Raw genomic sequence first — 19111 nt, forward strand, 5'->3', positions numbered from 1 at the left:
CTCAAACCTCCTTACTCTTTCTTACCAGAGTTTCTTATCTTGGAAGCTACACCGTGGATAATCGCACCACCGACGGCGGCAGCGGCGACGGCAGCTCCAACCTTATCGGCGTCAGCCTCCTGCTTGGGAACAGGTATGCTGGTTAACCTCTGATAGAAGGGTCCGTTGTCCCAGAAGTCCTTCTCCGCACAGCCTATGCATCCGTGACCTGCCTGTATGGGATAGGAGAGTCCGTTGTACCACCTTATGCTTCCACACTGGTTGTAGGTCGTGGGTCCCCTGCACCCGACCTTGTACAGGCACCATCCCTTCTTTGCGTTCTCATCGTCAAACCTCTCAACGAACTGCCCTGCGTTGAAGAATGCTCTCCTGTAACAGGTGTCGTGTATCCTGTTGCCGTAGAACATCTTGGGTCTTCCCTGAGAGTCTAAGGGTGGAATCCTGTCAAAGAGGACAAGGTACATTACGACGCCCGTCATCACCTCCGCTATCGGGGGACAGCCGGGAACCTTTATAATGGGCTTGTTGGTTATGACCTTATCAACGGGAACGGCGGTTGTGGGATTGGGCTTTGCAGCCTGAACGCATCCCCAGGAGGCACAGGAACCCCAGGCTATTATCGCCTTTGCCCCCTCGGCGGACTCCTTAAGGTGCTCAAGGAAGGGCTTTCCGGCAACTATGCAGTACATACCGTCCTCACCGAGGGGTGGGTTTCCCTCAACGGCGAGTATGTAGTTACCCCAATACTCCTTCATTATCTTCTTCCTGTGCTCCTCAAGAGGTTCTCCCGCAGCGGCGGAGAGGGTATCATCGTATTCAAGGGAAATCATTGATAGAACCACGTCCGAGGCTAAAGGGGTTGCGGACCTTATGAAGGACTCGGAGCAGCAGGTGCACTCAAGTCCGTGTATCCATATGACGGGAACCCTCGGCTTAGTCTCCATCGCTCGGACAACCTCCGGTATCATCGTGGGAGCGAGACCCATCATCCCCGTTATAGTGGTCGCAAACTTTAGAAAGTCCCTCCGACTAACCCCGTGCCTTTTAAAGGTATCCCAGAAGGTTTCCATACCTCACCTCCTTTAAATGAACAATCATTCAATATTATGATTTTACTCAAAACCTCCCTGTCAAGAAAGAAGTTTTTAGGAAATGTATAAGAACTTCTTATAAAACTTCCGTCCTGTTCTTCCCCTTTTCCTTTGCAAGATACATAGCTCTGTCAACCCTGTTCATCAGGGTCTCCACAGTATCCCCCTTCTTCAAACCCGTAACGCCCGCACTAACGGTTATCTTTCCAACCCTGAGGTCAAGGTTCTCTATGTCTTTGCGTATCCTCTCCGCAACAAGCTTTGCCCTCTCTGGAGTTGTTTCGGGAAGGATTACCAAGAACTCTTCACCTCCTAACCTGCCCAGATAGTCGGTCTTCCTCAAGCTCTCCCTTATAACACTCACTATCTCTTTTAAAACCATGTCACCTGTTTGATGTCCGTAAGTGTCGTTGAGCTGTTTGAAGTTGTCTATATCTATAAGTATCACGGAGAGAGGATTTCCGTATCTCTTTGACCTTTCTATTTCACCCTCTAAGATTTCCTCTATCTTTCTTCTGTTGTAAACACCCGTAAGGGTGTCTATCTCGGCTAAAAACTTGAGCTCTTTTATAAGGCTCTCTATGTACCCGTCAATATGGAGTTCTATGAAAAGGTCTTCGTCAAGCTTGCCTGCCACGAGCAGGTGTAGTTTGGAGTTTTTGTGTTCGTGATAGGCGTAGGGTTCCTCTCTAAACTGGAGTTTCTTGACCGGGCAGGCGTCCTCTCCGAAAACCTCCCAGCAGGGGCGGTCTATACCATGGGTAAGCTCGTAACACTTTTTACTAAATAGATTTGCTCTGAACCTATCAAGAGCACTTTCGTTCAATAAAACTACTTCGTAGTTGGAATCCACCACCAAAGCAGGAAAGGGAAGGCTGTTTACGTACCTTATAACCCCCTCCTTCTTTGCCTTTTCAAGCAAACTCATGGCTCCCCTCCTTTCATCAGAAAGGGTAAATTATCACTCCGCGCAACGCAATTAATCACCTTTATAGCTAAATAAAAAGACTTTATACTTTTAGGGCGTTCCATATGTTCTCTGCTATAGGCTCGGCGTAATCCATCAGAGGTTTTTCCAGAACCCCCTCTCCGTGAAGGAAAACTATCCCTCCCATCGGACCCATCACCGTCACGAAGGCGGAGAAGAAGTCCTGATTCCTGAGCTCCCCTCTCTCCACTCCATTTGAGAGAAGTATCATCACCTCCGTCACAACCTCTCCCACACAGGCGAAACCTTCGCACCCTTCTTTAAAGACCTCCCTGTTGGATAAAAAGACCCTCAGAAAGTAGTCTATCAGCTCAGGCTCTTGAAGGGATATCTCAAAGAAATTTCTTACCAGCTCTCTTATCTTCTCTTCAGTGGGAATGTCCTTCTCGTTTATACTCCTGAGCCTTTCAGCAACCCAGCGGGATACTGTCAGCATAACCTCCTTGGCGAGCTCCTCTTTGGATTCAAAGTAGTTGTATAGATTCCCGACGCTCATGCCGAGTTCGGCGGCTATGTCGGGCATAGTGGTGTTGTAATAGCCCCTTTCGGCAAAGAGCCTGCAGGCTGTCCTTATTATCTGAAGCCTCTTCTTCGCTGCCATCACCCGACCCTCAGCCTCCTCTTTGACCTTATAAAGTCAAGCCACAGGTCAAAGCCTTCTCCCGTCTTGGAGGAAACCTTGATTATATCAAGCTTAGGGTTTACTCTCCTGGCTGAGGCTACGGCTCTCTCCACGTCAAAGTCCATGTAAGGCAGGAGGTCTATCTTCGTTATGAGCATAAGCTCCGCACTCCTGAACATGACCGGATACTTCTCCGGCTTGTCGTCCCCTTCGGTGGTGGATAGCAAAACAACGTTTACGTGCGCTCCAACATCGTAGGATGCCGGACAGACGAGGTTACCCACGTTCTCTATGAACACCACGTCCAGTTCCTCAAGGGGAAGGTGGTGAATCCCCTCATGAACCATGAAGGCATCAAGATGACAGGCTTGACCGGTGGTTATCTGATAGGCAGGAACTCCCTTCGCCCTTATCCTCTCAGCGTCCCTGTTGGTCTCAAGGTCTCCCTCTATCACACCTATCCTCAGCTCATCCTTTAAAAGCTCTATCGTCCTCTCAAGGAGCGTTGTCTTCCCCGCTCCCGGGGAGCTCATGAGGTTTATTGCTAAGATGCCATGCTCCTCAAAGTGTTCCCTGTTTGACTGAGCCTGTCTGTCGTTGGCGTCAAGGATTTTGATCAGAACCTCAATGGTCTTTTTGTCACCGAGCTCTGGGTTGTGGTGATGGTGGTGTCCGTGCTCATGCTCATGATTATGCTCCGTTATAGAACATCCGCAATCCCTGCACATATCCCGACCTCCTGAATATCCGTTCACCAATAATATAAACCCTACTTCTCTGAGGAGCAAACCACCTGCCCTAAACTTATACCCCCGTCGTTGGGAGGAACCCTCTGGTGGGTATATACCTTAAAACCGTTCTCCTCCAGAAGTTCCCTTATCTTGGAGACGAGGGGGTCGTTCTGCATAACACCTCCGGAGAGACATACCCTTTCTTCCCCCACCCTCCGAGCCACGTCCAGGGCTATACGGACTAAGGTGTTTATAAACTTGGAGGCGGCAACCTTTGGGTTTTCCTCCTCCAGAAGGGAGAGGAAGATGGGAGCCCAGTTAATCTGACTCCCTTCAATCTCATAGGGAAAGCTATCCTTAATCCCTGAATCGTAAAGGTCTTCTATCATCATCGCAGCCTGACCTTCGTAGCTGAGAACCTGCCTTATACCGAGTAAGGAAGCAACCCCGTCAAAGAGCCTCCCCACTGAAGAGGAGTAGGGAGAGTTTATCCCCCTTTCCCAGCTTCTGTAAAGGTTGATTATCTCCCTCTCCGAGAACTCACCCAGCCTTTCCAGTACTATATTTATCCCTTCCTCTCCGAAGAGTTCAAAGAGTATTGAGAGTGCTACCCTCCTGGGCTCCTTGACCACCTTCTCCCCGCCTATAAGTCTGAAGGGTTTGAAGTAAAAAGCTCTCTCGTAACTTCTATAATCGCAGAGCAGAAACTCTCCTCCCCAGAGCGTCCCGTCCTCTCCGTATCCAGTCCCGTCCCAGGCTATACCGAGAACCTTACCCTCTATACTGTTCTCAGCCATACAGGAGAGCACATGGGCGTAGTGGTGCTGAACCTTTAGAAGAGGTATTCCCTTTTCCTGGGAAAACTCCTCAGCCCATCTCGTCGTTTCATACCTCGGGTGGAGGTCGCAGACGATAACTTCAGGCTCAAACTCGTAAAGCTCCATAAGGTCAAAGACCGCCTCCTCAAAAGCCTCTAAGGTCGTTAAGTTCTCCACATCCCCTATGTGCTGGCTCAGGATCGCCCTGTCTCCCATTCCGAGGGCGAAGGTGTTCTTGAGCATTCCTCCAACCGCCAAAACCTTCTTAGGTAGTTTGAAAGGAAGTCTGACGGGTAGGGGAGCGTATCCCCTTGACCTCCTTATTGGAGTCGGGATACCGCCTATAACCTTTACAACCGAGTCGTCGCACCTTCTCCTTATCTCCCTGTTGTGAAGGAGTATGATGTCTGCAAACTGGGAGAGCTTCTCAAGGGCTTCATCGTTGTCCTTGACTATGGGTTCGTCCGAGAGGTTCCCCGAGGTCGCCACAACGGGAAAGCCGAGCCTTCTGAGGATTATGTGGTGGAGGGGAGAGTAAGGTAGAAAAGCACCTACCCTGCTCAGACCGGGGGCAACGGAGGGGGCAAGTTCCCTCCTTTTCTTAACGAGAACTATCGGTCTCTCAGGGGAGATAAGGAGACCCTTTTCAAGCTCTGTCGGTTCTGCGTGCTCCTCCACCTGCTTAAGGTCTCTGAACATAACGGCGAAGGGCTTTTCCTGTCTTCTCTTTCTCTCCCTCAGCGTTCTTACACTTTCTTCCTTTCGGGCATCGCATATGAGGTGAAACCCGCCTACACCTTTCACGGCAACTATCTTTCCCTCCATTATGGCTTCCAGCAGCAGCTCTATAGCTTCCTCCCTCTCCGCTATCAGATTACCTTCTCTGTCGTAGAGGCTCACCCAGGGACCGCAGACAGGGCAGGCGTTGGGCTGGGCGTGGAACCTCCTGTTTAGAGGGTCTTCATACTCCCTCCTGCAATTGGGACACATATCAAAGACCTTCATGGTGGTGTTGGGTCTGTCGTAAGGGAGTTTCTCTATAATTGTGAACCTCGGTCCGCAGTTGGTGCAGTTTATGAAGGGGTAAAGGTAGCGTCTGTCCTTAGGATCAAAAAGTTCTCTCAGGCAGTCCTCACAGGTGGCTATGTCGGGGAGGATAAGAACCTCCTTCTTTCCCTCTTCTTTGCTCTCCCTTATCTCAAAATCCGTATAGCCGAGGGGTTCAAGAAACTCAATCTCCTGGGAGTAAATCCTTGCCAGAGGTGGCTTCTCCTCGTTAAGTCTCTTTAGAAAAGTATCAAGGAGTTCCTTCTTTCCCTCCGCCTCTATCTCAACACCGAAGGAGTCGTTCAGGACGTAACCTTTAAGCCCGAGCTCCTTGGCTATCCTGTAGACGAAGGGTCTGAAGCCGACCCCCTGAACTGTGCCGTTAAGCCTTATCCTGAGCCTCTTCATCGCATTCCATCTCCATACTTTTGAGAAAGAGGTCTTCCCCGCCGGTAACCTTTGTGTTCAGTGAGTTACAGTTTGGGCAGACAGCGCTTAACTCTTCCTTTGTAAACTCCCCATTGCAATCCAAGCAAAGAATTCTGAGGGGTTCAACCTCTATAACAAGCTCAGCGCCGCTGGCTATAGTTCCTTCTTTAAAGGTATTGAAAGCTATATCCAATAGATGAGGTTCAACACCGGATAACACCCCCACTTGAATGACCACCTTCGTTACAGAGCTGGCTCTGTTTTCCCTTGCATGCTTTTCAATTAGTCCCAAAAGACTTTGAACTATGGAAAACTCGTGCATAAATCAGAAGATAAGTTCCGGTGAATGACCTTTCAATAACTATACATCCTCACTGAAGTAAAATCTAAACCTGTGAAGTACAGTGTTGTTGCTGATATATTCTCCCAGATAAGCAGGGTATACGACAGGTTTCTCACCATAGCCACAATGGGCAGGATTCACAGGTGGCAGAGGGAGTTGATTTCCAGAATGCACTCTGAAGGAAACTGGCTTGACGTTGGAACCGGAACAGGTGAGGTTCTTATAAAGCTTGGAGAGTCTTATCAGGGTTCCCGTGTTGGCATAGACCCCGCCTTTGGTATGCTTTTGGTAGCTAAAAATAAATGTCGGAGTTGTTACTTTGTTCAGTCCCTCGGAGAGAGCCTTCCCTTCAAGGAAGGGAGTTTTAAAAATATATCCCTCTCCCTGGTTTTCAGGCACCTTGAGGATAAGCGCTCTTTTATTCAGGAAGCGAACAGGGTCCTGGAGAGCGGTGGGAGGGTAGGGATAATAGACATAGGGAGGTTCAGAGGCACACCCGCAGTGCTCTTTTTGATGAAAACTTTACTGAAACCTATAGGACTCTTGATATTTGGAAGGGACAAGTGGAGCTTCTTCATACACTCCGTGGAGGAGAGTTACAGCATAGACGAGGTCAAGCAGATGTTTGATTCTGCTGGATTCAAGAATGAGTACGTAGGTAAAAGACTCTTCGGAATCATACAGATTCTCGTATTTGCTAAAACTGCCTGATGAACCTTATATCGTTCTCGTAGAAGAGTTTTATGTTGTCTATGCCGTATAAGAGCATGGCAAGTCTCTCTACGCCCATACCAAAGGCAAAACCCTGGTAGAGCTCTGTGTCTATTCCGCAGGCTTCAAGTACATTCGGATGAACCATCCCACAGCCCATAACCTCAAGCCATCCCGTTTCCTTACACACCCTGCACCCTTCCTGAGAACATATAACGCAACCTATATCAACCTCTGCTGACGGCTCGGTGAAGGGAAAGTACGAAGTTCTGAATCTCACCGGCAGGTTTGTCTGGAAGAACTCTCTCAGGAACTCCTCTATAACGTACTTCATATGTCTGAAGTTTGCATACTCGTTGACAACCAGACCTTCAACCTGGTGAAACATGGGAGAGTGAGTGGGATCGTCGTCCCTTCTGTAAACTTTTCCCGGAGCTATCATCTGTATCGGGGGTTTTCGCTTAAGCATCGTCCTTATCTGTACAGGGGAAGTGTGGGTTCTCAGGAGGTAGCCGGGCTTGTTCACGTAGAAGGTGTCTTGCATCTCCCTTGCAGGATGGTCAGTGGGTATGTTGAGCATGTCAAAGTTGTACTTCTCAAGTTCAATTTCCGGTCCCTCCTCAACGGTAAAGCCCATTCCACGGAATATGTTTACGATCCTTTCAAGGGTTACGGTTATAGGATGTAGGCTGCCAACAGTTCCCTTTATTGGGATTGTGAGGTCTAACCATTCTCTGGAGAGTTTATCCTCAAGCTCCCTGTTTTTTAACTCCTTTTCCCTTTCCTTGAGCTTTTCCTCAACCAGTTCCTTAAGTTCGTTGACTTTCTTTCCGTAGTCCTTTCTCTGCTCAGGTGGTATTTCCTTTATAGCTTTAAGGGCAATACTTATAAGACCCTTCTTTCCAAGATACTTTGAACGAACACCCTGAAGCTCCTGAAGGTTAGAAGCTGAGGCTATATCCCTTAAAGCGGATTCCTTTATGTCTTCTAAATCGTTCATACTCAGGCAAGGGCAGCCTTTGCCTTTTCCACAATCTTGGTGAAACCTTCAGGGTCTCTGACAGCCATATCTGCAAGGATTTTCCTGTCCAACTCTATCCCTGCCTTCTTTAGTCCGTTTATAAACTTGCTGTAGCTGAGTCCGTATGGTCTAACCGCTGCATTTATCCTAGCTATCCAGAGCCTTCTGAATTCCCTTTTCCTCTGTCTCCTGTCCCTGTACTCGTAGTAGAGGGCTCTCATTACAGCTTCTTTAGCCCTTCTGTAAGAGGTATGCCTCATTCCCCTGTAGCCCTTGGCAAGCTTGAGTATCTTCTTCTTTCTCTTTCTTGAAGAGGGTCCCTTAACTCTCATATCCTTTCCTCCTTGGACTGAAGGAAGTATTTTAGCACAAGTGGTTATAATTTAGAAGGTACGGAGGTATGTAAATGGAAGTTGGTACCGAAAAGCTAAAAGCCTATGCCGAGGAGAAGGTAGAGAGGGCAAGGAGCGTTTTAAGGACGTTGATGTCTCTGAAAACAGACGTAAAGAACAGGACGCTCCTGAGAGCTGCAGAGCTCCTTGACGAAAAGAGGGATTACATAAAGGAGGAGAATAAAAAGGACATAGAGTATGCAAAGGAGATAGGTCTAAAGCCTGCCGTTATAGACAGGCTCGTTCTCAACGACAAGAGGATAGACGGGATGATAAAGGTCCTGAAGGACGTTGCAAGCCTTCCCGACCCCGTGGGTGAGGTCATAAAAGCCTGGAATCTGCCGAACGGTCTCAAGGTGGGGAGGATGAGGGTCCCCTTAGGAGTGATATTTATCGTCTATGAATCAAGACCCAACGTTACTGTAGAGGCAGCATCCCTATGCATGAAGTCCTCCAATGCTGTTGTCCTGCGGGGAGGTAAAGAGGCTATAAACTCAAACAGCGCTCTCGTGGAGATACTCAAGGAAGCCTGCAGGGAAACGGGATTTCCTGAGGAAGCGGTGCAGTTTATAGACAGAGCCGAGAGGGAGATAGTCTGGGAAATTCTGAAGATGGAAGGAAAGGTGGACGTAGCGATACCGAGGGGAGGGGAGAGCCTTATCAGAGCGGTTGCGGAGCATGCGAGAGTTCCAGTCATAAAGCACTACAAAGGTGTGTGTAACATATACGTGGACGATAAGGCTGACCTTGAGAAGGCTTACGATATAGTTTACAACGCCAAAGTTCAGAGACCCTCAGTCTGCAACGCTGTAGAGAATCTCGTGATAAACAGGGGCATACTCAAGGAGTTTCTGCCCAAAATGGCTTACTACCTTGGAAAGGCTGGTGTGGAACTCAGGTGCGATGAGGAGAGCCTTCAGGTAATAAAGTCAGACCCAAAACTCTCCTTCGTGAAAGCCGTCCCTGCTACTGAAGATGACTATTACGAGGAGTTCCTTGACTTAATAATCGCTATTAAGGTTGTAGGTGATGTGAATGAAGCTATAGCCTTTATTGAGAAATACGGTTCCAGGCACTCAGATGCAATAATTACTGAAGACTACACTAGAGCGATGAAGTTCCTGAGGGAGGTGGACTCGGCAGCGGTTTACGTGAACGCTTCCACGAGGTTCACCGACGGGAACGAGTTCGGTTTGGGGGCGGAGATGGGTATATCCACCGACAAGATCCACGCGAGGGGACCTATGGCTTTAGAGGAGCTAACAATCCCCAAGTTCATAATCTTGGGTGAGGGACAGATCAGGGACAACTTCGGTGTTCCGGAAGAGTTTAAGAGATGATGCTAAAAAACGAGCTTCAGCTTAAGCTTAAAGCAAACCTAAACCTTTTGCTCAGAAACCAGGTGGAGATACTCCTCCATCCAGTTCAGGAACTTGAGCAACTTCTTAAAGAGGAGAAGGAATCTAATCCGTTTATAGAAGAGGTTTGCGTGTGCGGAAGGGGGTATGAGCTTTTTGAGGAAAGGAAGTCTCCTGAACCCATCGTGAAGGCTCACCCACTGGAAACCTTGCAGAGGAACGTGAGAGCTGAGCTGGAAGGTATTGACATTGAAATAGCGAACGAACTGATATCTCAAACTGACGAGAGGGGCTTTTTTAAAGGAGACATATCAAAAATAGCGAGAAAGTATGGCGTAGATGAGAGTTACGTAGAGGATATAAGAGAATTTATCATGAAACTTGAGCCGCTTGGGATTTGCTCAAAGAACTTGCTTGAGTTTGTTAAACTCCAGGTTGAAGAGCTTTACCCTGACGAGCCTGAACTTTTAAGTGCCTTTGAGGAAGCTCTTGCAGGCAAACCTTTGCCTAAGGAGGCAAAGCTTAAGCTAAGTCATGTGAGGCTATCACCCATAGAGGAAGATGTATCCGTACCCCGCGTAGGGAAAGTGGACGCAGTTATAGAGCTGGACGATGGGGAGCTGGTAGGATACGTGTATGAAGAGCTGATAGAGATAAAGCCTAACCGTTACTATATGGAAGTGCTACCAAAGGTTAAGGGTGAGGCAAGGGAGTTCCTGAAAGAGTATATGGAGAGGTATGAGAACTTTAAAAAGATACTCTCAATAAGGAAGGAAAACCTGAAGGGTATTCTTAACGAGATAATTACCGTTCAGGAAGCCTTCCTAAAGGGTGAGGGAAACCTGAAGAGTTTACTGGTCAAGGATGTTGCCCAAAAACTGGATATAAGCGAATCTACAGTTAGCAGGTTGATAAGCTCAAAGTACGTCAAGACGCCTCAAGGGACTTATCCTTTCAAGTTTTTCTTCGTAAGGGAAACGGTAGGAGGAGTATCCCAGGAGGAACTTATGCGAGAGATAAAGGAGGTTATATCCAAGGAAGACCGGAGAAAACCTCTGAGTGATGATGACATAGCAAGGATACTCAAAGGTAAGGGTTACGATGTGGCGAGGAGAACGGTTGCCAAGTACAGGGAAGTTTTAGGAATACCGTCCTCCAGAGAGAGGAGAGAGAGATGAAGCTGAAAGAGGTGAAAGACCTTATAAAACGGGAAGGGCTTGACGCGTTTCTCTTCTCATCTCAGGCTAACGTTTTTTATCTTTCTGGCTTCAGGTCAACCCACGCTTACGCTGTGATAACTCCAGACTCCCAGTACCTTTTAACCGATAGCAGATACTGGGATAGGGCTAAGGAAGAGCTCAAAGGTTGGGATGTGGTTCTGATTAAGGGAAAAGCTGTAAGCTTTATAAAGGGTTTTCTCCGGGAGAGAGGACTGACCAGAGTTGGATATGAAAGTGATAGGGTCAGCTGTGATTTGAGAAAGTCTCTAAGAAGTACAAGGATAAAGTGGAAGGGTTATTCCGGTTTTCTTAAAGAGATACGTGCCGTAAAAACCAGGGAAGAGATAGAGCTTATGAGGGAAGGTGTTAAGAGAAGTGACAAGATATATATGGAACTGCTTAACTACATTTCGCCGGGCATGAGGGAACTAGAGGTCAGGGGTTTCATAGTGGGTAAGATATTTGAGTACGGTGGGACTGGTGAGAGCTTCCCGGCTATAGTTGCCAGCGCTGAAGGGTCAGCCGTACCTCACTGGGAAAGCTCCCACAAGAAGCTTAAAGCGAGCGCGCCTGTGTTGATAGATATGGGTCTAATATGGAAAGGCTACTGTACAGACTTCACCAGGACTTTCTATCTGGGTTCTCCGGACGAGGAATTTTTAAAGGTTTATAACATAGTGAAGGATGCCCACCTGTTTGCCCTTGATAAGGCTCGGGTGGGTAGTAAGCTCGGCGATGTGGACAGAGCGGCAAGGGAGTATATAGAGGAAAAGAATTACGGGAAGTACTTTACCCACACTACGGGGCATGGCATCGGTGTTGAAATCCACGAGTATCCGAGAGTTTACTATAAGGGTGAAGATGCCAATAGGTATATAGAGGAGGGTATGGTTTTTACCATAGAGCCGGGCATTTACCTTCCTGGGAAGTTCGGGGTCAGGCTGGAGAACATAGTTGCTATAGTTAACGGAAGGGGTGAGCCCTTATCGGGTATAGACTTAGAGCTCGTAAAAGTTTAACCTTCGTCATAGAAAGTGCCCTCTGCATAACCTAAACTTCTGGCATGGAGAGGAAAAAAATTGTAAGCCCCATAAATCTCAGAGAGGATAGGCTTCCCCCGGGGCAACACTGGATTAACTATCCGATCGTTTACGATATAGTTGAGCGCCTGCCAAAATTTGATATTGAGAGATACAGGTTTGAGGTGTGGGGAGAGGTTGAAAACCCCATAGAGCTTTCCTATGAAGAGGTCCTCAATCTTCCATCTGTGGAACTGGTTGCCGACTTCCACTGCGTTACCAGGTGGAGCGTAAGAGATGTCCAGTGGGAAGGAGTCCCAACTTCCGAGATAATCAAGCTTGTAAAACCGAAACCCGAAGCTGGGTACGTTTTCGTATACTGTCTGGAAGGGTACACAACGAACATGCCTATTGAATACTTTTCCAAGGAAGACTCAATACTCGCCTACAAGATGTTCGGTGAGACTATACCCCAAGAACACGGCTACCCGCTCAGACTCGTCGTACCACAGCTCTATGCTTGGAAGAGCGCAAAGTACGTATGGGGAATTGAGTTTCGGAGAGAGGATAAACCCGGATACTGGGAAGAGAGAGGTTATCACATGGTCGGTGAACCTTGGAGAGAGCAGAGATACTGGGGAGATTGATATAATCCCTTTATGCTTATAACCTTTGAGGGTATAGACGGTAGCGGTAAAACCACTATCTCTTTGATGCTCTATGAATTTCTGAGAGAGAGGGGCATAAGGTGCGTCCTCTACAGGGAACCAGGTGGTACCGAGCTTGGTGAGGTGCTGAGAAACATAGTATTGAAAAAGGACTTGAACGAAAGGGTAGAGCTCCTCTTGTTTGAAGCTTCACGGGTTCAGCTAATGATTGAAAAGGTAAAACCGGCTCTTGAGGAGGGTAAGGTTGTTATCCTGGACAGGTTCATTGATTCAACCTTAGCTTACCAAGGTTACGGAAGAGGTTTGGATCTGAGCTTTGTAAAGCAGCTAAATGAGTTTGCCTCCTTCGGAAGAAAGCCGGACTTAACGTTCTTGCTTGATATAAGTCCAGATGTTGCTCTTAGAAGAGTCAGTGAAAAGAGTAGGTTTGACGACATACCCTTTCTGAAAAGGGTAAGGGAAGGCTTTATTAGAATAGCCCGAGAGGAGCCCCGGAGAATAGTGGTCCTGAATTCAGAAAAGGATAAAGAGGAAGTGTTTAAAGAGGTAATCTCTGCGCTTTCGGAAAAGCTTGATTTTTAGAAAGGCTCGCCCGGGCGGGCGAGCAAAAACTCTTGGGGAGGGAGGGGGAGGGAGTTTATCACTCCCGGCCTCTTTCTCACCTATTGAGCTATGATTTAATATACCAAACCCAAAACATTTTGTCAAGTGGTTTGAAAACTGTTGAGAATATAAGCTGCGAATGGACCTGTTCTTTATTATATTAATATACTACCAGGTAGGGAGGTTATGCTGGGTTTTATTCTCCCCACCTTTCTTATAGCGGCAGCAACAGTTCTGGGAGGAGAGAATATGAAACTGGAGAGCACAGCTTTTAAGGAGGGAGAGGTTATCCCTGTGAAGTACACCTGTGAGGGTATTGACGTTTCACCACCCATTACATGGTCCGGAGCGCCTGCAGGTACGAGGAGTTTTGTGTTAATAATGGACGACCCAGACGCACCGATAGGGACCTTTACCCACTGGGTGGTTTACGATATACCATCTGATGTGGGTGGCTTCGCTGAAGATTTACCCAAGGTGAAGGAGATAGAGGGGATAAAGCAAGGTCTGAACGATTTTGGTTATATAGGCTACGGCGGACCCTGTCCACCGAAAGGTCATGGTTACCACCGTTACTTTTTTAAACTGTTCGCTCTTGACATTGACAATGTTGGACTACCTCCAGGAGCTTCAAGACAACAGGTAGAGGAAAGGATGAAGGGACATATCCTTGGGGAAGCCTCATTTATGGGTAGATATAAGAGAGACTAATTCCGGAGGTAGTTGGGGAAAGTTTTTAAGTACCTCACCCCTTTCATTAAAAATTATCGTGGCCGGTAGGAAAAGGAGCGTAACCTTGTTGGCGAATTCACCCTTGGGGTCTGCCAAAACAGGGTAGTTAGGTTTTATGTTGTTCTTTTGAAGTACCTCCTTTACGTCTTGAACGTCCATCATCACAGCTATGGACACAAGGGGGACTTCAAGCTCAGGATAAACCACCGTCAGGCGCTTCAGGTCTTCAACGTGTCCCACACAGGTTCCAGACCATACGTACACTATAAACTTTTTACCCCTAAACTGTGAGAGTTTTATCTCCTTACCATCTATACTTCTAAGAGAAAGGTTATAAAGGTGGTCGCTACTGCAAGATAAAAGAAGTACTGTAAAAAGAAGTAGCAGTACCTTCATCGGTGATGCATCTTCATGCCCATACTTTTTACAGGGGCACTTACATTTACCTTTCCACTCTTCCTGAATATAAGTACTATATCCACCTTATCCCCAGCTTTAAGAGGTTTCTTTAAGTTTATAAGCATTACGTGGTTGCCCATAGGCTTGAATTCAACAGAGCCACCTGCCGGGACTTTCACCTCTTTGAGCGGTCTCATCTTCATCATACCATCTTCCATAACGGTCGTATGTATCTCCGCAGTTTCTGATACGGTGCTTTCAACACCAACAAGGTAATCATCCTCATTTCCCACATTCTTCAGGGTAAAGAAGGCGGCACTCATAGTTGAAACTGGGGGAACTTCCCTAACCCACGGGTTTTCAATAATGAGCCTTGGCTGGGAGAATACGAGCCCGACAATCAGAAGCAGCATAGCAAATACCTGCATATTAGCCTCCTTAAAGCAGTTTATCTATATCTTGAGCCATAAGTTCGGGTTTCTGTCTCGTAGACGGGTATATGAGTTTTAGATTGCCTTCAGGGTCTATAAGGTATATGTAAGCCGTGTGGTCAACGAGATAACCCGTCTTTGACTCTGTCTCCACCTTTTTGTAGAAAGCCATATAGTTCTTAGCAACCTTTTCTATTTCGCTGGGAGAACCTGTCAGTCCTATAAAGCTTGGATAAAAGTACTCAGCATATTTCTGGGCTATCTCCGGTGTGTCCCTTTCCGGGTCAACGCTTATAAATATCACCTGAACCTTCTCCCTAGCTCTTTCGGGTATTGAGTTCATAGTTTTTGAGAGAACCTGAAGGGCAGCAGGACACACGTCCGGGCAGTGAGTGTATCCAAAAAACATAAGGACTACCTTCCCTTTAAAGTCCGAAAGGCATACCTTTTTCTCTTTACCTTCTTTCCATCCTGTAAGGCAGAACTCCTTTGCAGGTTTATCGTACAGGGTGCCATTAAACTCCTGCTTCTTTTCGCAGGAAAGAACGAGGAGAGCTAAGAAGATAGTAAACACTAACCACGGTTTTCTCATACTGGTAAAGTATAATCCTTTTCAGAGAGCAAATCAACACCGCATTCAAGCTGGGAAACCCAATCTATGAACCTGTTAACCAGATCTCTGCCTCTGAACACCGCCCCGTGTTGGGGAGCTATTATTTCAATGTCAAGATTTCTGACCATGTTAGCCCACAACTTCAGCACCTTCCCGGAAGCCATGTATCTCCTGTGAAAACCCTCCATGTATCTTATGTGGCTATCAAAGTCCTCAACGAATACGTAATCCTGTCCCAGAGAAGCTCCCAAGTCTCCTGAGAAGAGTATCTTAGAGCAGGGGTCGTAAACTTGAAAGTTGCCGGGAGAGTGGATAAAGTGAGCTGGTATTATGAGTAGTTCGCAGTCATCACCCAGCTTTAACTTTCTCCCCCCATCTTCAATGGGTACTACCCTACCTTCAAGTTTGGAGTCCAGACCAAAGTGAGGCAGGAAACGTATCCAGAGTTTTGATATGAGAGCCTGGGCTTGAGTTGTCATAAGCCAGTAGTTTATGCTCGCCACTATATCAGGGTCCTGGTGGGACAGAAAGACATACTTGACCTGTTTGGGGGGTATAAGAACGGACATATCTGCAAACAGCTTGGACTGAACCTTATGCCCTCCAGGGTCAAGGAGCATAGCCTCGTTGTTGTGTATGAGGAGAAACTGGTTTGCCTGAACGGCACTTGCAGGGGTAAGCTCCTCAAAGAGGAAGACCTTGTGGTTACCCGAATCAAACAGTTTTGTTCCGCTCATCTCGCCACCTCTTTATGATTTATCTCATAATTCTCTATGATAGCATATACACTATAGAAGCTCTACAATATCTCTAAACAGATGATATACACAGGCGTTGATGGAGCTAAAAGCGTAAGTGTTGACTTCTCCTTTCTTAAAAGGGATTGGAAAATCTCGGACAGAAAGGGCAGAAGGATATACGTGGTTCCTTCCCATCTGAGTTTTGTGAAATTGGAAGACACAGAGGTTAGTAACCTGTACGACCTGAGAAGAGCCTTAGCCCTTGAGATAGAGGAAAGGTTTGGAGAGGTTCTTTGGGACGTTAAACTCAAAGGTAAGAGGTACTATCTGGGAGTTGTGAGAGACTTTCCCGTTCCGGAAGATGCTTTCTCCATAGAGCCGGAAATTTTCTCCCTGGCGAGGGTGCCCAGGGCTCTTTCCCTTGACGATTGTTACGTCCTTGACCTCGGAAGGAAAAAGACAACCCTGGTAAGGGTGTCCGAGGGTCAACTTCAGTCCTACAGGGTTATCCTGAAAGGTGGCGATTACATAACCCAATACCTTGCCCAGAGGGAAGGTGTCTCCTTTGAAGAGGCTGAGAGGATAAAGCTTTCAGAAGGCTTGAAAAACTCCAACGTCAGGGACGCTTTGGAGAAGATAATAGCCTCTCTGGGCAGGGATATAAAGGGAACTATCCTTATGAGCGGAGGGGGTAGCAGGATGCTCGGGTTGAGGGAGCTCTTTGATAAGACTATAAAGAACGAGTATGTTTCTCCGGAGCTTAACTCTGCCTTTGGAGCCTCCCTTAAGTTTGTTTACAGGGACTGTTCCCCAGACTTCATAGGGGAAGAACTCTCAGAAAAAGAGCTTAAAAGGGTTATGCTCGCCTTTGGGTCTTCCCTTTTAATCTTCCTTATCTCTGTTTCATCTATGAACTTTTTGGGCGACCGCTTTGTAAGAGAAATTAGGGAAGCGGAGAGAAAAGCTTTCAAAGAGGGGTTTCCCGAGCTTCCAACGATAGCCGTTAGAGACCAGGTTAAGAGTATGGTCACCTCTGGAGGTTATGAGCTCACGAAAGACCTGTTAAAACTGTCTGAAAAACTCAAAGAGGGTGTAGAGATTTACAAGTTGGAGTTTAAGGACGGAAAACTCAGTGTTGTGGGTAGCACGAGAGAGGAGAAGATTGCCACAGAACTCGGCGCTAAATCTTTAAAGAAGACTCCAGAAGGAGCTTACGAGTTTGAGGTGGAGATAGAATGAGCAGGTATTTAAGTCGCAGAGTGGTTTACCTCTTCTCCGTGGGTTTACTGGTCCTTATACTTGGGTACTCATTCACCAGTTTAAGTGAGCTAAGGGACAGGGTGACTCACGAGTACTTTAAGCACAAAGAGTTCCTCTTAGACCTGAAGTTGGCGAAGGAGGTGAAAAAATCAACCCCGACGGAGAGCTCTTTGAGGGAGCTACTGGGCAGTATGAGGGTCAATATAGAGTCTGTGTATGCCTCCGAAGGCGGTATTGAGGTTAGGTTTGAGACTGACTGGAGAAGACTTCCCCAACTTATAAAAGAGCTTGAAAGCAGGTACAGGATTGTGAATTTTTCCGCCGTTGATAATACTGGCAAGGGTTTCTTTAAGGCACGGGTGGTTGTGCGGTGAGCCTGTTTGAAGGTGTATCACTGAGATACGACCAGTGGTACGAGAAACCTTTCGGCAGGTCTGCCTTTGAACTTGAGTTAAGCTGCCTTAAAAGGCTGGTGGGTAACTTCAGAAGGGGGCTTGAAGTTGGGGTTGGGACAGGTAGGTTTGCCTCTGCCCTGGGTGTGGAGTTTGGACTGGACCCATCCTTTGATATGCTGAAGCTTGCCAGGAAAAGGGGAATTAAATGTGTCCAAGGTGTTGGGGAAGAGCTACCTTTCCGGGACAGGAGCTTTGACCTTGTTCTTATCGTGGTTTCCATATGTTTCGTGGAGGAACCCTTGAGGGTCCTAAAGGAGAGCAAGCGTGTCTTGAATGAAGGCGGTAAGCTCATACTCGGTTTGATTCCAAAGGAGAGCCTGTGGGCTGAGTTCTACACAAAGAAGGGCATAGAAGGTCATCCCATTTACAGACACGCAAAGTTTTACTCTCTGAAAGACATTGAGGTCATGCTCTCGGAAAGCGGTTTCGCAATAGGCTCCGTTACAAGCACGCTCCTGGAAGAACCTCAGGACGAGAGACCTATCTCTAACAAGGCTATCGTGAAAGGTTTTGCAAGGAATGCGGGTTTCAGCTGCATAAGCGCTACTTTAACACCTCTGTGAAAAACTCAACCGCGATAGCACTCAGGTCTTCAGCGGCAAGGTCTCTGAAGAAGTGGTCTGCGTAGTCTATAACCTCAAGCCTTACGTTCTTCTTGTTTTCTATGTAGGGGTTCAAAAAGTCGGGCAGGTCTTTAACCCTGTCATCCATTCCTCCAGCCACAACCAGTACGGGGATACCAAGCCTCTGGAGGGAAACTCCTATGTTCCTGTCAAGCCCGTAATAGGTGTACAAGGTTCTTGCACTAACCTTCACCTTCTGACAATAGAAGAAGCTCGTTTCCAGAAAGGTCTTCCCCTTACCCGTTTTCACCAGCTTCTCAGCCTCCTTCAGCAGGGGGTGTTCCCTTGGAATGCCCTTAGCTGGGGCTACCGCAAGCAGAGCAACTATGCTTTTATCCCCCTTCATCTCCTCGGCGGTATGTATAACCTGCTGCCCACCTATGGAGTGCCCGGCAAGAACTATCTTTTTAACCCCCTGAGCTTTGAGCCACTTTATCCACTCCTTTATTTCCCTTATGTTCAGCTCGTAAGGATTATCAATTGGGTAGGAGCAGTCATAGGGCTCCTTCCTGTCACTCCTTCCAAGGGTAAGGGTGGGAGATAGGACCGGGAAACCTGCAGACACCCAAAGCTCTCTCTGCTGGGCTATGGGTTCTCTCATACTATAAGTCTGGAAAAGTCCATGGAGCCACAAAACCGCTCCCTTCTCCTTCGGGTCAACCCCCTCTGGAACAACCCATTCGGCGTTAGCCTTTAACTTCCTACCTTCAAAGTCTATGTCTATGGAGACAGGCTTCCCAAAGGAAAAGACGTACAGAAAAACTATTAAAAAGAGCAACCCCCTCATACTTACTACC

23 protein-coding genes are annotated in these 19111 nt (G+C 47.4%); 10 read left to right on the top strand and 13 right to left on the bottom strand.

Translation table 11 applies throughout. The features are described 5' to 3' along the window. Positions 1-11: 11 nt before the first annotated feature. From BCF55_RS05285 to hypA, 6 genes are all read right to left on the bottom strand, one after another. Positions 12-1070 (bottom strand): hydrogenase small subunit, encoded by a 1059-nt coding sequence (locus BCF55_RS05285; RefSeq protein WP_121011039.1) that lies wholly within the window; start codon positions 1068-1070, stop codon positions 12-14. A 97-nt stretch (positions 1071-1167) separates the two neighbouring features. Continuing rightward, positions 1168-2019 (bottom strand): GGDEF domain-containing protein, encoded by an 852-nt coding sequence (locus BCF55_RS05290; protein WP_121011042.1) that lies wholly within the window; start codon positions 2017-2019, stop codon positions 1168-1170. A gap of 82 nt (positions 2020-2101) precedes the next feature. Beyond that, positions 2102-2680, bottom strand: coding sequence for a TetR/AcrR family transcriptional regulator (locus BCF55_RS05295; RefSeq protein WP_121011045.1), 579 nt, complete (start codon positions 2678-2680; stop codon positions 2102-2104). Then, a complete protein-coding gene (gene hypB / locus BCF55_RS05300; RefSeq protein WP_121011048.1) occupies positions 2680-3429 on the bottom strand; it encodes a hydrogenase nickel incorporation protein HypB in 750 nt (249 codons plus the stop codon). The genes BCF55_RS05295 and hypB overlap by 1 nt, the downstream gene beginning before the upstream one ends. A 41-nt stretch (positions 3430-3470) precedes the next feature. Continuing rightward, complete coding sequence (gene hypF, locus BCF55_RS05305; protein WP_121011051.1) at positions 3471-5705, bottom strand: carbamoyltransferase HypF; 2235 nt, start codon at positions 5703-5705, stop codon at positions 3471-3473. Further along, positions 5680-6048: a hydrogenase maturation nickel metallochaperone HypA gene (gene hypA, locus BCF55_RS05310; RefSeq protein WP_121011054.1), complete on the bottom strand. Its 369-nt coding sequence runs from the start codon at positions 6046-6048 to the stop codon at positions 5680-5682. The genes hypF and hypA overlap by 26 nt, the downstream gene beginning before the upstream one ends. A gap of 72 nt (positions 6049-6120) precedes the next feature. On the opposite strand from hypA, the gene BCF55_RS05315 reads away from it, so the two are divergent. Continuing rightward, positions 6121-6780 (top strand): class I SAM-dependent methyltransferase, encoded by a 660-nt coding sequence (locus BCF55_RS05315; RefSeq protein WP_121011057.1) that lies wholly within the window; start codon positions 6121-6123, stop codon positions 6778-6780. On the opposite strand, the gene pheS is transcribed toward BCF55_RS05315, so the two are convergent. Continuing rightward, positions 6767-7780 carry a phenylalanine--tRNA ligase subunit alpha gene (pheS, locus tag BCF55_RS05320; protein WP_121011060.1) on the bottom strand — a complete coding sequence of 338 codons (1014 nt, stop codon included), beginning with the start codon at positions 7778-7780 and terminating at the stop codon, positions 6767-6769. The two genes, BCF55_RS05315 and pheS, sit on opposite strands and share 14 nt — an antisense overlap. A 2-nt stretch (positions 7781-7782) precedes the next feature. Further along, positions 7783-8133 (bottom strand): 50S ribosomal protein L20, encoded by a 351-nt coding sequence (gene rplT / locus BCF55_RS05325; RefSeq protein ID WP_121011063.1) that lies wholly within the window; start codon positions 8131-8133, stop codon positions 7783-7785. A gap of 74 nt (positions 8134-8207) precedes the next feature. On the opposite strand from rplT, the gene BCF55_RS05330 reads away from it, so the two are divergent. The 6 genes from BCF55_RS05330 to BCF55_RS05355 all read left to right on the top strand — a co-directional run bounded on the left by BCF55_RS05330 (position 8208) and on the right by BCF55_RS05355 (position 13772). Further along, positions 8208-9533, top strand: coding sequence for a glutamate-5-semialdehyde dehydrogenase (locus BCF55_RS05330; RefSeq protein WP_121011066.1), 1326 nt, complete (start codon positions 8208-8210; stop codon positions 9531-9533). Next, the gene (locus BCF55_RS05335; RefSeq protein WP_121011069.1) at positions 9530-10729 is read left to right on the top strand and encodes an RNA polymerase factor sigma-54; all 1200 of its coding nucleotides are present in this window, start codon (positions 9530-9532) and stop codon (positions 10727-10729) included. Before BCF55_RS05330 ends, BCF55_RS05335 begins: the two co-directional genes overlap by 4 nt. Then, positions 10726-11790 (top strand): M24 family metallopeptidase, encoded by a 1065-nt coding sequence (locus tag BCF55_RS05340; RefSeq protein WP_121011072.1) that lies wholly within the window; start codon positions 10726-10728, stop codon positions 11788-11790. The genes BCF55_RS05335 and BCF55_RS05340 overlap by 4 nt, the downstream gene beginning before the upstream one ends. A 44-nt stretch (positions 11791-11834) precedes the next feature. Further along, complete coding sequence (locus BCF55_RS05345) at positions 11835-12437, top strand: sulfite oxidase-like oxidoreductase (RefSeq protein ID WP_121011075.1); 603 nt, start codon at positions 11835-11837, stop codon at positions 12435-12437. A gap of 12 nt (positions 12438-12449) precedes the next feature. Next, a complete protein-coding gene (gene tmk / locus BCF55_RS05350; protein WP_121011078.1) occupies positions 12450-13040 on the top strand; it encodes a dTMP kinase in 591 nt (196 codons plus the stop codon). Positions 13041-13247: 207 nt separating this feature from the next. Next, a complete protein-coding gene (locus BCF55_RS05355; protein WP_121011081.1) occupies positions 13248-13772 on the top strand; it encodes a YbhB/YbcL family Raf kinase inhibitor-like protein in 525 nt (174 codons plus the stop codon). On the opposite strand, the gene BCF55_RS05360 is transcribed toward BCF55_RS05355, so the two are convergent. Genes BCF55_RS05360 through BCF55_RS05375 form a run of 4 tightly spaced genes read right to left on the bottom strand, consistent with a single transcriptional unit; the run spans position 13743 to position 15973 of the window. Further along, complete coding sequence (locus BCF55_RS05360) at positions 13743-14189, bottom strand: peroxiredoxin family protein (RefSeq protein ID WP_121011084.1); 447 nt, start codon at positions 14187-14189, stop codon at positions 13743-13745. The two genes, BCF55_RS05355 and BCF55_RS05360, sit on opposite strands and share 30 nt — an antisense overlap. Next, on the bottom strand, positions 14186-14620 hold the full coding sequence (locus tag BCF55_RS05365) for a copper chaperone PCu(A)C (RefSeq protein ID WP_121011087.1): 435 nt from the start codon (positions 14618-14620) through the stop codon (positions 14186-14188). The genes BCF55_RS05360 and BCF55_RS05365 overlap by 4 nt, the downstream gene beginning before the upstream one ends. Before the next feature lie 10 nt (positions 14621-14630). Beyond that, a complete protein-coding gene (locus tag BCF55_RS05370; protein WP_121011091.1) occupies positions 14631-15215 on the bottom strand; it encodes an SCO family protein in 585 nt (194 codons plus the stop codon). Continuing rightward, positions 15212-15973 carry an oxygen-binding di-iron domain-containing protein gene (locus BCF55_RS05375; protein WP_121011094.1) on the bottom strand — a complete coding sequence of 254 codons (762 nt, stop codon included), beginning with the start codon at positions 15971-15973 and terminating at the stop codon, positions 15212-15214. Before BCF55_RS05375 ends, BCF55_RS05370 begins: the two co-directional genes overlap by 4 nt. A gap of 81 nt (positions 15974-16054) precedes the next feature. Here BCF55_RS05375 and BCF55_RS05380 point away from each other — a divergent pair, with 81 nt between their 5' ends. From BCF55_RS05380 to BCF55_RS05390, 3 genes are read left to right on the top strand one after another with little or no spacing between them, the layout of a single operon-like run. Beyond that, positions 16055-17215 carry a cell division protein FtsA gene (locus BCF55_RS05380; protein WP_121011097.1) on the top strand — a complete coding sequence of 387 codons (1161 nt, stop codon included), beginning with the start codon at positions 16055-16057 and terminating at the stop codon, positions 17213-17215. Then, complete coding sequence (locus BCF55_RS05385) at positions 17212-17610, top strand: hypothetical protein (RefSeq protein WP_121011100.1); 399 nt, start codon at positions 17212-17214, stop codon at positions 17608-17610. The genes BCF55_RS05380 and BCF55_RS05385 overlap by 4 nt, the downstream gene beginning before the upstream one ends. Further along, positions 17607-18254 carry a class I SAM-dependent methyltransferase gene (locus BCF55_RS05390; RefSeq protein WP_121011103.1) on the top strand — a complete coding sequence of 216 codons (648 nt, stop codon included), beginning with the start codon at positions 17607-17609 and terminating at the stop codon, positions 18252-18254. The genes BCF55_RS05385 and BCF55_RS05390 overlap by 4 nt, the downstream gene beginning before the upstream one ends. Here the strand turns inward: BCF55_RS05390 and BCF55_RS05395 are convergent. Further along, the gene (locus BCF55_RS05395) at positions 18235-19101 is read right to left on the bottom strand and encodes an alpha/beta hydrolase (protein WP_121011106.1); all 867 of its coding nucleotides are present in this window, start codon (positions 19099-19101) and stop codon (positions 18235-18237) included. The genes BCF55_RS05390 and BCF55_RS05395 overlap by 20 nt on opposite strands. Positions 19102-19111 lie beyond the last annotated feature (10 nt).

Source organism: Hydrogenivirga caldilitoris (assembly GCF_003664005.1).
Taxonomy (GTDB): domain Bacteria; phylum Aquificota; class Aquificia; order Aquificales; family Aquificaceae; genus Hydrogenivirga; species Hydrogenivirga caldilitoris.

Bases quoted from the DNA above. Each gene is read 5' to 3' on its own strand.
- BCF55_RS05285 (WP_121011039.1), bottom strand. From the start codon at position 1,070: ATGGAAACCTTCTGGGATACCTTTAAAAGGCACGGGGTTAGTCGGAGG.
- BCF55_RS05290 (WP_121011042.1), bottom strand. From the start codon at position 2,019: ATGAGTTTGCTTGAAAAGGCAAAGAAGGAGGGGGTTATAAGGTACGTA.
- BCF55_RS05295 (WP_121011045.1), bottom strand. From the start codon at position 2,680: ATGGCAGCGAAGAAGAGGCTTCAGATAATAAGGACAGCCTGCAGGCTC.
- hypB (WP_121011048.1), bottom strand. From the start codon at position 3,429: ATGTGCAGGGATTGCGGATGTTCTATAACGGAGCATAATCATGAGCAT.
- hypF (WP_121011051.1), bottom strand. From the start codon at position 5,705: ATGAAGAGGCTCAGGATAAGGCTTAACGGCACAGTTCAGGGGGTCGGC.
- hypA (WP_121011054.1), bottom strand. From the start codon at position 6,048: ATGCACGAGTTTTCCATAGTTCAAAGTCTTTTGGGACTAATTGAAAAG.
- pheS (WP_121011060.1), bottom strand. From the start codon at position 7,780: ATGAACGATTTAGAAGACATAAAGGAATCCGCTTTAAGGGATATAGCC.
- rplT (WP_121011063.1), bottom strand. From the start codon at position 8,133: ATGAGAGTTAAGGGACCCTCTTCAAGAAAGAGAAAGAAGAAGATACTC.
- BCF55_RS05330 (WP_121011066.1), top strand. From the start codon at position 8,208: ATGGAAGTTGGTACCGAAAAGCTAAAAGCCTATGCCGAGGAGAAGGTA.
- BCF55_RS05335 (WP_121011069.1), top strand. From the start codon at position 9,530: ATGATGCTAAAAAACGAGCTTCAGCTTAAGCTTAAAGCAAACCTAAAC.
- BCF55_RS05340 (WP_121011072.1), top strand. From the start codon at position 10,726: ATGAAGCTGAAAGAGGTGAAAGACCTTATAAAACGGGAAGGGCTTGAC.
- BCF55_RS05345 (WP_121011075.1), top strand. From the start codon at position 11,835: ATGGAGAGGAAAAAAATTGTAAGCCCCATAAATCTCAGAGAGGATAGG.
- tmk (WP_121011078.1), top strand. From the start codon at position 12,450: ATGCTTATAACCTTTGAGGGTATAGACGGTAGCGGTAAAACCACTATC.
- BCF55_RS05355 (WP_121011081.1), top strand. From the start codon at position 13,248: ATGCTGGGTTTTATTCTCCCCACCTTTCTTATAGCGGCAGCAACAGTT.
- BCF55_RS05360 (WP_121011084.1), bottom strand. From the start codon at position 14,189: ATGAAGGTACTGCTACTTCTTTTTACAGTACTTCTTTTATCTTGCAGT.
- BCF55_RS05365 (WP_121011087.1), bottom strand. From the start codon at position 14,620: ATGCAGGTATTTGCTATGCTGCTTCTGATTGTCGGGCTCGTATTCTCC.
- BCF55_RS05370 (WP_121011091.1), bottom strand. From the start codon at position 15,215: ATGAGAAAACCGTGGTTAGTGTTTACTATCTTCTTAGCTCTCCTCGTT.
- BCF55_RS05375 (WP_121011094.1), bottom strand. From the start codon at position 15,973: ATGAGCGGAACAAAACTGTTTGATTCGGGTAACCACAAGGTCTTCCTC.
- BCF55_RS05380 (WP_121011097.1), top strand. From the start codon at position 16,055: ATGATATACACAGGCGTTGATGGAGCTAAAAGCGTAAGTGTTGACTTC.
- BCF55_RS05385 (WP_121011100.1), top strand. From the start codon at position 17,212: ATGAGCAGGTATTTAAGTCGCAGAGTGGTTTACCTCTTCTCCGTGGGT.
- BCF55_RS05395 (WP_121011106.1), bottom strand. From the start codon at position 19,101: ATGAGGGGGTTGCTCTTTTTAATAGTTTTTCTGTACGTCTTTTCCTTT.